Origin of the sequence: Rhodococcus sp. BUPNP1 (assembly GCF_002215235.1) — a bacterium.
Classification (GTDB): domain Bacteria; phylum Actinomycetota; class Actinomycetes; order Mycobacteriales; family Mycobacteriaceae; genus Rhodococcus.
The window spans coordinates 95,305-108,006 of the sequence record NZ_NERM01000007.1; the positions used below are offsets into that span (position 1 = coordinate 95,305).

General features: G+C 69.2%; 11 protein-coding genes. 8 read left to right on the forward strand and 3 right to left on the reverse strand.

All coding sequences use genetic code 11. The annotated features are described in order from the left end of the window. Window positions 1–74 precede the first annotated feature (74 nt). Both B9C99_RS09250 and B9C99_RS09255 read left to right on the forward strand, forming a co-directional pair. Window positions 75–653, forward strand: coding sequence for a sigma-70 family RNA polymerase sigma factor (locus tag B9C99_RS09250; RefSeq protein WP_019288580.1), 579 nt, complete (start codon window positions 75–77; stop codon window positions 651–653). Beyond that, on the forward strand, window positions 646–1,722 hold the full coding sequence (locus B9C99_RS09255) for an anti-sigma-D factor RsdA (protein WP_088897631.1): 1,077 nt from the start codon (window positions 646–648) through the stop codon (window positions 1,720–1,722). Before B9C99_RS09250 ends, B9C99_RS09255 begins: the two co-directional genes overlap by 8 nt. A gap of 110 nt (window positions 1,723–1,832) precedes the next feature. Here the strand turns inward: B9C99_RS09255 and B9C99_RS09260 are convergent, their stop codons facing one another. Then, the gene (locus B9C99_RS09260) at window positions 1,833–2,243 is read right to left on the reverse strand and encodes a DUF5319 domain-containing protein (RefSeq protein ID WP_006550077.1); all 411 of its coding nucleotides are present in this window, start codon (window positions 2,241–2,243) and stop codon (window positions 1,833–1,835) included. Between the two features lie 260 nt (window positions 2,244–2,503). Between B9C99_RS09260 and guaB the strand changes: the two genes are divergently transcribed. The 4 genes from guaB to guaA all read left to right on the forward strand — a co-directional run bounded on the left by guaB (window position 2,504) and on the right by guaA (window position 8,782). Then, window positions 2,504–4,027, forward strand: a complete 1,524-nt coding sequence (gene guaB / locus B9C99_RS09265; RefSeq protein ID WP_026060895.1) for an IMP dehydrogenase — start codon at window positions 2,504–2,506, stop codon at window positions 4,025–4,027. 71 nt (window positions 4,028–4,098) lie between these two features. After that, entirely contained in the window at window positions 4,099–5,232 is a 1,134-nt protein-coding gene (locus B9C99_RS09270; protein ID WP_016690950.1) for a GuaB3 family IMP dehydrogenase-related protein, read from the forward strand. Window positions 5,233–5,415: 183 nt separating this feature from the next. After that, window positions 5,416–7,140, forward strand: a complete 1,725-nt coding sequence (locus tag B9C99_RS09275; protein ID WP_088897632.1) for a GMC oxidoreductase — start codon at window positions 5,416–5,418, stop codon at window positions 7,138–7,140. A gap of 67 nt (window positions 7,141–7,207) precedes the next feature. Beyond that, window positions 7,208–8,782, forward strand: coding sequence for a glutamine-hydrolyzing GMP synthase (gene guaA / locus B9C99_RS09280; RefSeq protein ID WP_024101587.1), 1,575 nt, complete (start codon window positions 7,208–7,210; stop codon window positions 8,780–8,782). Between the two features lie 79 nt (window positions 8,783–8,861). Here guaA and B9C99_RS09285 read toward each other — a convergent pair whose 3' ends face one another. Then, window positions 8,862–9,095, reverse strand: coding sequence for a hypothetical protein (locus tag B9C99_RS09285; protein ID WP_088897633.1), 234 nt, complete (start codon window positions 9,093–9,095; stop codon window positions 8,862–8,864). Beyond that, the gene (locus B9C99_RS09290) at window positions 9,088–10,557 is read right to left on the reverse strand and encodes a PspC domain-containing protein (protein WP_172414903.1); all 1,470 of its coding nucleotides are present in this window, start codon (window positions 10,555–10,557) and stop codon (window positions 9,088–9,090) included. Before B9C99_RS09290 ends, B9C99_RS09285 begins: the two co-directional genes overlap by 8 nt. A 97-nt stretch (window positions 10,558–10,654) precedes the next feature. Between B9C99_RS09290 and B9C99_RS09295 the strand changes: the two genes are divergently transcribed. Both B9C99_RS09295 and B9C99_RS09300 read left to right on the forward strand, forming a co-directional pair. Next, window positions 10,655–11,977 carry an ATP-binding protein gene (locus B9C99_RS09295; protein ID WP_253250020.1) on the forward strand — a complete coding sequence of 441 codons (1,323 nt, stop codon included), beginning with the start codon at window positions 10,655–10,657 and terminating at the stop codon, window positions 11,975–11,977. After that, entirely contained in the window at window positions 11,974–12,660 is a 687-nt protein-coding gene (locus B9C99_RS09300) for a response regulator transcription factor (RefSeq protein ID WP_085470041.1), read from the forward strand. The genes B9C99_RS09295 and B9C99_RS09300 overlap by 4 nt, the downstream gene beginning before the upstream one ends. Window positions 12,661–12,702: the final 42 nt, after the last annotated feature.

The window sequence follows — 12,702 nt, forward strand, 5'->3', positions numbered from 1 at the left end:
GGGGTGTTCCACGGTCAGGTGGAAGCCCGCCCGGGGGGGTGGTGCCGTCTGTAACGCCAGGACTTGCGCAATCGATGACTGTTATGGGTGAGGAGTTGGACTCCGCGGTTGCTGCGGCTGCGCAAGGCGACCGGGCGGCTCTCGCTCAGGTTCTTGCAAGTGTCCGGCCCCTCGTCGTGCGGTACTGCCGCGCACGGGTCGGATCTGCAGAGCGCGGCCAGCTCTCTGCAGACGACGTTGCACAGGAGGTGTGCCTGGCCGTGATGACCGCTCTGCCGAGATATCAGGACCAAGGCCGCCCCTTCATGGCGTTCGTGTACGGGATCGCTGCTCACAAGGTCGCCGACGCGCACCGAAGTGCGGCCCGCAACCGCGCGGAACCCGTGGCGGATGTGCCGGAGGTGATGTCGCTCGACGACAGCCCCGAGGAATACGCGATCAACTCCGAGGCGGGCCGGCAGATGAAGCAGCTGCTGGGCATCCTCCCGGAGAAGCAGCGCGAGATCCTCATCCTCCGTCTCGTCATGGGATTGTCGGCCGAAGAGACGGCCGCAGCAGTGGGAAGTACTGCAGGAGCGATCAGGGTGGCCCAGCACCGGGCCATCGCGAGACTCAAGAAGGAAGTCACGAGAGCAGGTGAGCGGAATGGGTAGGGGGCGTTTCTCGGGCGACGGCTTCGACGACGAGTTTCCCGACGACGAAACCTCCGTGGACCTCGCCGCCGTGCGTCGTGACGACGCGCTGATCGATGCGATCTCCGGTAACGGGCTCGTCGAGACGAAGGACAACGAGGAGTACGAACTCGCCACTCTGCTCGCCGATTGGCGTGCAGAGATCCTCGCCGAACCGATGCCCGCCGGCCCCGACCTCGACGAAGTGGTCGCCGCCGTCCACCGGGAACTGGGAACACGGGAAACGCTCGCTCCGGCCCCGGAGGTCACCCCTCTGCGCCCGAGATCGAAGGGGCAACTCCGGTTGCTCCGTCCGCTCGCAGGTGCAGCAGCGCTCGTCGCCGTCGCCGTCGGCAGCGCGACCGCCGTGTCCTACGGCGCCGAGCCCGGCGACCCGTTGTGGGGCGTCAAGCAGGTCGTGTTCAGTGAGCAGGCGCAATCCACCGAGGCCCGGATCGACACCACATCGACCCTGGAGCGTGCCGAACAACTCATCGCCGAGGGCAACACGGAGGAAGCACGTGAGTTGCTGACGTCCGCGGAGTCCCGTTCGGGCGACGTCCGGGACGCGGAGGAGCGCGATGCGCTCGGCGACTGGGTGCAACGCCTCGCCGAGGAACTCGGCCGGTTGGTGCCGCAGGTGCCTCCGCCGCCTGCGGTACCGGTGGCACCCGAGGTTCCGGTGGTTCCCGGTGCCGTCGTGCCCCCGCCGGTCACGACGCCCGGCACCGAAGGGCAGCAGCCCGCTCCCACGACGGGCACCGGCACGGGCACCACCGCGCCGCCGACGTCGTCGACGACCGTGGATCCGACCATCCTGCAGGCGCCGCCGCCGGTGACCGGCACGTCCGCGCCGTCGCAGACCGCGCCGCCGCCGTCGTCGTCGTCCAGCACGCAGCCGTCACCTGCGCCGAGCGAACCGCCGCCGCCGGCGACGTCGGAGTCCCAGACCCCTGCACCCACCACGACCGCGTCGTCGCCGCGGTCGACGCAGGACGGGCCGGCCGCCGATATGGCACCGGCGTCGCTCACGACGCCGGAAGGCGAGTAGAAGCAACGAGAGAACGGGCCCGGCAGCAGATGCTGCCGGGCCCGTTCTCTCGTTGAAGTGCCGTGATGCGTGGTTCGCGGTGGGCTGAGGAATTCAGGAATCCAGGGGACTCAGGAATCCAGACCGTAGGGGTCGACGGGAAGAGCCTCGTTCATGGACGCGTCCGCGTAGCCGCGGCAGTAGTCCCAGGTGACGTAGGCGTCGGGGGACGGATCGAAGGCCGGCTCGTGCGGTCTGACGGTGCCGTCGACGAGCAGCTGCAGCAGGTTCGCCCGCAGCATGTCCCAGTCGTGGTAGTGGTCCTGGTGGCAGTCCTCGCAGCAGACGACGAGTCCGCGGACGCCGCGGGGAGCCAGCAGCGCCTCGTAGACGGCCAGGTCTGCGAGGTCCTCTTCCACCGCGAGCCGCTCCGCAGGATCCAGGGGCTGGCCCGGTTCGATCGCGTCCAGTGCTGCGGACGGATCGTCGGGGTCTCCTGCGAACGGGTCCGGTGGGAGTCCGGGAGGCAACTGATCACGCACGACTCCACGGTACGCAGACCGAGGGGGTCTGCGCCAGCGGTCGCCAGGGGACACGCCGTGAAATCACACGAGGTGATGTGACGAACATCGGGGAACAGGGTGGGAGCCGAGCTTGTTCCCCGGAACAGATAACATGAATGGGTGCGTGCCGCTCTCCAACCGCCCGTCGGTGCGACGAGCGTGCACAGCCTTCATTCATTCCCGCTGCCGGACGGTTCTGCCGTCCGCTCCCATCGACTGTCACGGAGGGTCCGAACCGCATGAGTAGTACCGGAGGGCGCGTGCACACCGGCGGTGACGACCCGAACAAGGTCGCAATGCTGGGTCTGACCTTCGACGACGTGCTGCTGCTTCCCGCGGCTTCCGACGTCGTCCCGAGTCAGGTCGACACGTCGAGCCAGCTCACCCGCGAGATCCGCCTGCGGATCCCGCTGGTCAGCTCCGCGATGGACACCGTCACCGAGTCCCGCATGGCCATCGCGATGGCCCGGGCCGGTGGCATGGGCGTGCTGCACCGCAACATGCCCACCGAGGTGCAGGCCGCGCAGGTCGAGACCGTCAAGCGGTCGGAGGCCGGCATGGTCACCGATCCCGTCACCTGCAAGCCGACCGACACGCTGGCCGAGGTCGACGCGAAGTGTGCGCGATTCCGCATCTCGGGTCTGCCGGTCACCGACGACGAGGGTCAGCTCGTCGGCATCATCACCAACCGCGACATGCGGTTCGAGGTCGACCAGAACCGCCCGGTCGCCGAGGTCATGACGAAGGCTCCGCTGGTCACGGCCCGCGAAGGCGTCACGGCCGAGGCCGCGCTCGGTCTCCTGCGTCGCCACAAGATCGAGAAGCTGCCGATCGTCGACGGTCAGGGCAAGCTCACCGGCCTGATCACCGTCAAGGACTTCGTCAAGACCGAGCAGCACCCCAACGCCACGAAGGACCGCGACGGCCGTCTGCTCGTCGGCGCCGCTGTGGGTGTCGGCGACGACTCCTGGACCCGCGCCATGACGCTGGTCGACGCCGGAGCCGACGTCCTCGTCGTCGACAGCGCCCACGGCCACTCGGCCAACGTGCTGTCGATGATCTCCAAGCTCAAGAGCGAGGTCGGCGACCGCGTGCAGATCATCGGCGGCAACGTCGCGACCCGCGCGGGCACCGAGGCGCTCATCGGCGCGGGTGTCGACGCGGTCAAGGTCGGTATCGGCCCCGGCTCGATCTGCACCACGCGTGTCGTCGCGGGTGTCGGCGCGCCGCAGATCACGGCGATCCTCGAAGCGTCCACGGTGGCGCGCGCCCACGGCGTGCCGGTCATCGCCGACGGCGGTATGCAGTTCTCCGGCGACGTCGCCAAGGCCCTGGCGGCCGGTGCGTCCACCGCGATGCTCGGTTCGCTGCTCGCCGGCACCACCGAGTCTCCGGGTGAGCTGATCCTGGTGAACGGCAAGCAGTTCAAGAGCTACCGCGGCATGGGGTCGCTCGGCGCGATGCAGAGCCGTGGCGAGGCCAAGTCGTACTCGAAGGACCGCTACTTCCAGGACGACGTGCTCTCCGAGGACAAGCTCGTGCCCGAGGGCATCGAGGGACGCGTGCCGTTCCGCGGCCCGCTGCAGCAGGTCACGCACCAGCTCATCGGTGGTCTGCGCGCAGCGATGGGCTACACCGGCGCGACGACGATCGAGCAGCTGCAGGAGGCGCAGTTCGTGCAGATCACCGCCGCCGGCCTCAAGGAGAGCCACCCGCACGACATCACGATCACCGCCGAGGCACCGAACTACGTGGTCCGGTAGTTTTCGCGTCCGCAGCAGGGTCCCGTTCCGAGTAGGGCGGGAGCATCGTCCAAGAGGAGAAAGGGGCGCGCGTGCGCGACCTCGTTGAAATCGGCATGGGTCGCACGGCCCGACGTACGTACGAGCTGGGCGACGTCGACATCGTCCCGTCGCGCCGGACGCGTTCGTCGAAGGAGGTGTCGACGGCCTGGCAGATCGACGCCTACCGTTTCGACATCCCGGTATTGGCGCACCCCACCGACGCGCTGGTGTCGCCCACCTTCGCGATCGAGCTGGGCAAGGCCGGCGGTCTCGGCGTCATCAACGGCGAGGGCCTGTGGGGTCGTCATGCCGATGTCGACGCCGTCGTCACCCGTCTCGCGGAGATCGCGAGCACGGATCCGCGTGCGGCCGTCCGCTACCTGCAGGAACTGCACGCGGCTCCGCTGCAGGGCGACCTGCTGGCGGCGGCCGTCGCGCAGGTGCGGGATGCCGGGGTCACCACCGCGGTCCGCGTCAGCCCGCAGAACGCGCGCGCCCTCACACCCGAGCTCGTCAAGGCGGGCATCGATCTCCTCGTGGTCCAGGGCACCATCATCTCGGCCGAGCACGTGGCCCACGGTGAGGACGAGCCGCTGAACCTCAAGACGTTCATCTCGGAGCTCGACGTGCCGGTCATCGCCGGTGGCGTCAGCGACCACCGCACCGCGCTGCACCTGATGCGCACGGGTGCGGCCGGTGTCATCGTCGGCTTCGGCTCCACGAAGCAGGCGACCACCACGTCCTCCTCGCTCGGCATCGGCATCCCGATGGCCACGGCCATCGCCGACGCCGCTGCGGCCCGGCGCGACTACCTCGACGAGACCGGGGGCCGCTACGTCCACGTGCTCGCCGACGGCGACATCGAGAATGCCGGCGACCTCGCGAAGGCGATCGCGTGCGGCGCCGACGCGGTCGTGCTCGGCGCGCCCCTGGCTCTCGCCGAGGAGGCTGCGGGCAAGGGCTGGTACTGGCCGTCCGTGGCCGGGCATCCGTCGATGCCGCGCGGTGCTGCCGTCCGGGTCGCCGAGGACGGACGACCGGGCCTCGGCCGGGTGCTGTTCGGCCCGTCCGACGACCCGTCGGGCTCGCTCAATCTCGTGGGCGGTCTGCGTCGATCGATGGCGAAGGCCGGTTACTCCGATCTGAAGGAATTCCAGAAGGTCGGTCTGTCGGTCCGCGGATAAGGACCCTTCCCGGTACCTCCCGATGGCCGGTCACAGCGTCGCAGGACGCGGTGACCGGCCATCTGTTTTTCTCACACTTCGTTTTCGTGCAACTCCACGTAACGGGTAGAGTCGGGGCTGTGCCTGTAGTCACACCGCCGAGGTGCATACTGGCCGGTAACAACTCTCGTCGCTGGAGGTTCCATGGGTAAGCAACGGGTCACGGACTACGACGTCCTGATCGTCGGATCGGGTTTCGGTGGGAGCGTCACGGCGTTGCGCCTCGTGGAGAAGGGTTACAAGGTCGGCGTTCTCGAGGCCGGTCGCCGCTACGCCGACGCCGACTTCGCGAAGACCAGCTGGGACCTGCGCCGCTTCCTCTGGGCACCGAAGTTCGGTTGCTTCGGCATCCAGCGCGTGCACCTGCTGCGCGACTGCCTGATCCTCGCCGGTGCCGGCGTGGGCGGAGGGTCGCTGAACTACGCGAACACCCTGTACAAGCCTCCGGCGCCGTTCTTCGAGGACCGCCAGTGGGCGCACATCACCGACTGGCAGGACGAACTGAGCCCGTACTACGACCAGGCGAAGCGGATGCTCGGCGTGGTGCAGTACGGCCGGATGACCGACGCCGACAAGGTGATCAAGTCGGTGGCCGACGACATGGGAGTCGGCGAGACCTTCATCCAGACGCCCGTGGGCGTGTTCTTCGGCGAACCCGGCCGCACGGTCGCCGACCCCTACTTCGGTGGTGTGGGCCCCGACCGCACCGGCTGCATCGAGTGCGGCGAGTGCATGACGGGTTGCCGCCACGGCGCCAAGAACACCCTGGTGAAGAACTATCTGGGTCTCGCCGAGCGGGCGGGAGCCGAGATCGTCCCGCTGACCACCGTCACCGACCTCCGTCAGGCCGTCGACGGCACCTGGGACGTGATCACCGAACGCACCGGCGCGTGGGTCCGCAAGCGGCGGCGCACCTACACGGCCGCGCACGTCGTCCTCGCTGCCGGAACGTGGGGCACGCAGCACCTGCTGCATCACCTCAAGGACACCGGTGCGCTGCCCGAACTGTCCGACAAGGTCGGCGAACTGACCCGCACCAACTCCGAATCGATCGTCGGTGCCGGGAAGATGAGGATCGACCCCGATCTGAAGCTCACCGACGGTGTCGCGATCACCTCGTCGTTCCATCCCACCCCCGACACGCACATCGAACCCGTGCGGTACGGCAAGGGATCGAACGCGATGGGCCTGCTGCAGACCCTCATGACCGACGGCGACGGACGCACCCCGCGCTGGGTGAAGTTCCTCGGGCAGGTCGCGCGGAACCCCGTGAAGATGCTGCGCATGCTCTCGGTCCACCGGTGGAGCGAGCGCACCATCATCGCGCTGGTGATGCAGAACCTCGACAACTCCATCACCACCTACACGACCAAGGGTCTGTTCGGCCGTCGCAAGGTCACCAGCAAACAGGGCCACGGACAGCCGAATCCCACCTGGATCCCGGCCGGCAACGAGGCCACGCGCCGCATCGCCGAGAAGATCGACGGTGTCGCGGGCGGCACGTGGGGTGAGATCTTCAACATTCCGCTCACCGCACACTTCCTCGGCGGCGCCGTGATCGGATCCGATCGCGACCACGGGGTCATCGATCCGTACCACCGCGTCCACGGCTATCCGACGCTGAGCGTCGTCGACGGGGCTGCGGTCTCCGCGAACCTCGGCGTGAACCCCTCGCTCACCATCGCGGCGCAGGCCGAACGCGCTGCGTCGTTGTGGCCCAACAAGGGTGAGGACGACCAGCGTCCCGAGCAGGGACAGCCCTACCGCCGTATCGCGCCGATCGAACCGAAGAACCCGGTGGTGCCCGTCGACGCGCCCGGCGCGTTGCGGCTGCCGGTCGTCGAGGTCAAGCACAGCGGCGTCGCGTAGCGACCCGGAAACGATCGGATGAGCGGCCGCGTCGGGAACACCCGGCGCGGCCGCTTAGACTGTTCGGGTGTCGTCGCAAAGCCAGCAGTCCAGACCGGTCGTCGTCGTCGATTTCGGAGCTCAGTACGCGCAGCTGATCGCTCGGCGCGTTCGTGAGGCCAACGTCTACTCGGAGGTCGTGCCCCACACGGCCGGTGTCGAGGAGATCGCGGCGAAGAACCCGCGCGCGGTGGTGCTGTCCGGTGGCCCCGCCAGCGTGTACGAGGAGGGCGCACCGCGTCTCGATCCCACGCTGTTCGATCTCGACGTCCCCGTCTTCGGCATCTGCTACGGCTTCCAGGCGATGGCGCAGGCGCTCGGCGGCACGGTCGCGCACACCGGCTCGCGCGAGTACGGCCGCACCGAGCTGTCGGTCTCCGGCGGTGTGCTGCACGACGGCCTGCCCGAGACGCAGCCCGTCTGGATGAGCCACGGCGACGGTGTCACCGAGGCTCCCGAGGGCTTCGAGGTCACGGCCACCAGCGCCGGCGCCCCGGTCGCGGCGTTCGAGGACCGCGCCCGCCGCCTCGCCGGTGTCCAGTACCACCCCGAGGTTCTGCACTCGCCCCACGGCCAGCAGGTGCTGAGCCGGTTCCTGCACGACATCGCCGGGATCCCGGGCGACTGGACCGCAGCGAACATCGCCGACGCGCTCGTCGAGCAGGTTCGTGAGCAGATCGGCGACGGACGTGCGATCTGCGGCCTGTCCGGCGGTGTCGACTCCGCTGTGGCGGCCGCACTGGTGCAGCGCGCCATCGGCGACCGTCTGACCTGTGTGTTCGTCGACCACGGTCTCATGCGCGAGGGTGAACGGCAGCAGGTCGAGAAGGATTTCGTCGCCGCGACGGGTGCCCGTCTGGTCACCGTCGACGCGTCCGAGACCTTCCTGCGCGAGCTCGCCGGCGTCACCGACCCCGAGACCAAGCGCAAGATCATCGGCCGCGAGTTCATCCGTTCTTTCGAGGGCGCGGTCTCCGAGGTGCTCGGCGAGGGTGCCGACAAGGGCGAGACCGTGAAGTTCCTCGTGCAGGGCACCCTGTACCCGGACGTCGTGGAGTCCGGCGGCGGCTCCGGCACCGCGAACATCAAGAGCCACCACAACGTCGGTGGACTCCCCGAGGACCTCGAGTTCGAGCTCGTCGAGCCGCTGCGCCTGCTGTTCAAGGACGAGGTGCGCGCGGTCGGACGTCAGCTCGGCCTGCCCGAGGAGATCGTCGGCCGCCAGCCGTTCCCCGGCCCCGGCCTCGGTATCCGCATCATCGGTGAGGTCACCCGCGAACGCCTCGAGATCCTGCGTCGCGCCGACTCCATCGCCCGCGAAGAGCTCACCTCCGCCGGCCTCGACGGACAGATCTGGCAGTGCCCGGTCGTGCTGCTCGCCGACGTCCGCAGCGTGGGCGTGCAGGGCGACGGCCGCACCTACGGTCACCCGATCGTGCTGCGTCCGGTCTCCAGCGAGGACGCGATGACCGCCGACTGGACGCGCCTGCCCTACGAGACTCTCGAGCGGATCTCCACCCGCATCACCAACGAGGTGGCGGAGGTCAACCGAGTGGTGCTCGACGTGACGAGCAAGCCCCCGGGAACGATCGAGTGGGAGTGATCCTCACTCGCCGGGAGCGGTGAGACGACGAACGTCCCCCGGACCGATCAGGTCCGGGGGACGTCGCGTAGATGGGGGGTTACCTCCGGCGGTTGGGGAGGAAGACCAGCACCGCTCCGATAAACAGGGCCGCGCCCACCAGGACCCATCCGAGGTCGACGGCGGCGAGGAACTCGACCGAGAACGGCCCGATCATGGCCCATCCGCTCACGACCAGCGCTGCCAGTGCGGCGAGCAGGAGCAGGAGCGACGGTCCCTTGCGGGTGCACTCGGTCCGATCCTCGGTGTGTGTTCCGGTTTCGTGATCAGCCACGACGCACCTCCAGAGATCCGAATTCCATGTTCGCGTTCAGGTCCAGGACCGGCCCGTCGTCGACTCCGTCGGCGCCGCCGTCGATGCCGGGGGCGGGGCATCCCCTGATCTCACCGGGGCCGACCGTGCAGTCGGCGCGGACGTCCAGGTTCTCCGGCAACAGCACCTCGACGCTGCCGAACCGGCCATCGACCTGCACCGTGCGGTCCTCGGTGAGTTCGAGTCCCCGCAGATCGAGGGTCATCGCCCCGAACTGGAAGCTGTACTCGGACTCGAGCTGATCGGTACTGGTCGGAGCCCAGGTCCGGTCGCCCCAGTTGGAGGTGTCGACCGGGCCGGCGATCGAGGCGAGAACGACGAATCCGAGCAGGGGACCGGTGACGACGAGCAGTCCGTGACCGCGGTGCAGGAACGCGCCGATCAGCAGGCCCAGACCGACGACCGCGAGGGCCACGGCACCCACCCGGGCGGGGGTCACCCAGGCCAGGTCGGCGGCGGCACCGAGCGCGCCGGTCACCGCAGCGGCGATCACGGCCAGGCCGAGGACCGTCGTGGTCAGACGCGAACGTCGATTCGTGACGATCGCGGGTTCGTGCTTCGGTGCCGGTTCGGGCAGATCCCATGCGAACGGGGCGACCCCGAGGGGATCCCATGCCGGCGGTGCCGAACGGTGGGGCGAGAGCTCGTCGACACCCGGGAGCGGAACGTCGGTGTCCTTGCGGTCGGTGTCCTTGCGTAGGTCGGGCATCGGGGACGTCTTCCTCTCCGTCGTCTCGGTGGGCGCTGTGGCGTCGGTGCCCGAGGCGGGGGTGTCGGTGCCCGAGGCCGGGGTGGTGTCCACGACCTCCGTCGCGTCGGTGGCCTGCGCAGGCGGGGTCGCCTCCCCGCTCGGTGTCGTCGTGGCCGCCGGACCCGCCTGCATGTGCCATGCCCCGGTGTGTGCGCCCCACGGGGAGCAGTACGCGTTCGTCACCGGAGGCTGAGGAAAGGCCGCCTGGGTGGGGAAGGAGGTTCCCTCGGGCGCCGGCAGCACCGGCGGTTCGGGACGCCGCTGATAGAGCAGCCACCAGCCGCCGAGCAGCAGGAGCGTTCCGATGAATCCGGAGCCGCCCGAACCCGCACCCACCGGTCCGATGGCACCCGCCGCGATCGCCAGGGCCACGAGGAGCACGATGACCTTGGTGGTCGAGTCCGAGCTCGCACCCCGCCCGACGAGCGATTCGAGCGAAGAGACCTGGTCGCCGTGACGGGGGAACATCAGCCAGGCGGCCAGATAGAGGACGAGACCGCCACCGCCGAACAGCGCCGACGCGACGAAGACGACACGGATCAGCACGGGATCGACGCCGTAGCGCGCTCCGATACCCGAGCACACACCCGCGATGTGCCCCTCCTTCGGCAGACGCACGGGGCGGGTCCGCCACATGTCCGCCACCTGGTCCTGAAAGCTCCTCGTGTCCATGGCACCCATCCTGCTGGGCTTCCGCGCGCGGCACATCAGGGACCAACCCTGATTTCCGAGGGGCCGATCGGAACCCGGACATCAGGGTTCGTCCCCGATGCCGGGCCGGCGATCACCGTGCCAGTATCGAGGTGTGCAACCGGTACCTGGATTACCCGTGACCGTTCCCCGCCTCGAACGGCGGGTGGGCGGTCGCATCGTGGGTGGTGTGGCCGGTGGTGTCGCCGATCATCTCGGCATCGACGCCACCAAGGTGCGGGTCGCGTTCACGGTGCTCGCCGCCCTCGGCGGCTTCGGGATCGCGGCCTACGGCCTGCTGTGGATGTTCGTGCCCCCCGGCTCCGACACCGATCGTCCCACCGGCCCCGAACGTCGCCGCGCCATCGGCCTCGCCTTCATGGGTATCGGCCTGGCGGTGGGCCTTTCGTGGCTGTTCAGCGGTGGTGCGGCAGGCGTGGTGCTGCCGATCGTCGTGGTGGTCGTCGGTGCGGCGCTCGTATGGCGCGAATTCGACGTCGAAGGTCCCCGATCGGTACTCGGCCTGCCCGCGCACCCGACGGTCCTCACGTGGGCCCGCGTACTCGGCGGCCTGACCCTCGTCGTCACCGGACTCGGGGTGATGGTCATCGCGCAGGTCGACGTCGCGGCGCTGCGGTCGTCGCTGGTCGCCGTGGTGGTCACGCTGGTCGGTGCGGCCCTGCTGTCGGTTCCGCTGTGGATCCGGATGTGGCGTGCCCTCGAAACCGAACGTGCCGCCCGGGTGCGCAACGAGGAGCGCGAGGAGATCGCGTCGCACCTGCACGACTCGGTGCTCCAGACCCTCGCGCTCATCCAGAAGCAGGCGGGCGACCAGCAGGAGGTCGTGCGGCTCGCGCGCAGCCAGGAACGCGAACTGCGCCGCTGGCTGTTCGGCGGGGACGAGACGCCGAGTACCTCTCTCGCCGAGACGCTGCGCACCATCGCCGGTGAGGTGGAGGACCAGTACGGCCTGTCCGTCCAACCCGTCATCGTCGGCGACGTCGCGCCGGACGACAGCGATCTGACCCCGGAGGCCGCGACCGCCGTGCTCGGCGCGACCCGCGAGGCACTCGTCAACGCCGCCAAGCACGCCGGGGTGGACAGCGTCGACCTCTTCGCGGAGGTGGAACCGCATCAGGTGAGCGTGTTCGTGCGCGATCGCGGCGTCGGATTCGATCCCGACGAGGTGCCGACCGACCGGCAGGGGCTGGCCAAGTCCATCCGGGCGCGCATCGAACGTCGCGGCGGCCGGACGGTCGTGAAGTCGAGTCCAGGCAAGGGAACCGAGGTGCGCATCCATGTGCCGCGCGCCGGCCGGACGGATACCGAACGCGAACAGGACACCGAGTCGACCTTAGAGTGGGGGGTGAACGACCCCCACCCCGAGGAGCAGACACAGTGACTTCGATTCCGGCGACATCCTCCGATGCCACCGAGAACAACCGTCCCTATCGTGTCTTCCTGGTGGACGACCACGCGGTCTTCCGCTCCGGAGTGCGCACCGAACTGGGGCGCGAGGCCGACATGGAGATCGTCGGCGAGGCCGGAGGAGTCGCCGAGGCCGTCGCCGGGATCGAGGCGAGCAAACCGGATGTCGTGCTCCTCGACGTCCACATGCCCGACGGCGGCGGTGTCGCCGTCCTCCAACGGATCCCGGACGGCCCGGTCTGCCTTGCACTCAGCGTGTCCGACGCGGCCGAGGACGTCATCGCCGTCATCCGCGCGGGCGCCCGCGGGTACGTGACGAAGACGATCTCCGGCCCGGATCTGGCCGACGCCGTCCGGCGGGTCGCCGGGGGAGACGCCGTGTTCAGCCCGCGTCTGGCCGGTTTCGTGCTCGACTCGTTCACCGGCCGGTCGGCCGCACCTGAACCGCCCCTCGATCCCGAACTCGACTCGCTGACGCCGCGCGAACTCGAGGTGCTGCGTCTGCTCGCTCGCGGCTACACCTACCGCGAGATCGCCGAGGAACTCGTGATCTCGGTGAAGACCGTCGAGACCCACGCGTCGAACGTCCTGCGCAAGACGCAGCAGTCGAACCGCAACGCGCTGACCCGTTGGGCGCACCGCCGCCGCATCGACTGAGCGTGACCGGTGCTCGTCGTGCCGATGCCGGCGGCGTGCAGT

Bases quoted from the DNA above. Each gene is read 5' to 3' on its own strand.
- B9C99_RS09250 (WP_019288580.1), top strand. From the start codon at position 75: ATGACTGTTATGGGTGAGGAGTTGGACTCCGCGGTTGCTGCGGCTGCG.
- B9C99_RS09255 (WP_088897631.1), top strand. From the start codon at position 646: ATGGGTAGGGGGCGTTTCTCGGGCGACGGCTTCGACGACGAGTTTCCC.
- guaB (WP_026060895.1), top strand. From the start codon at position 2,504: ATGAGTAGTACCGGAGGGCGCGTGCACACCGGCGGTGACGACCCGAAC.
- B9C99_RS09275 (WP_088897632.1), top strand. From the start codon at position 5,416: ATGGGTAAGCAACGGGTCACGGACTACGACGTCCTGATCGTCGGATCG.
- B9C99_RS09290 (WP_172414903.1), bottom strand. From the start codon at position 10,557: ATGGACACGAGGAGCTTTCAGGACCAGGTGGCGGACATGTGGCGGACC.
- B9C99_RS09295 (WP_253250020.1), top strand. From the start codon at position 10,655: ATGCCGGGCCGGCGATCACCGTGCCAGTATCGAGGTGTGCAACCGGTA.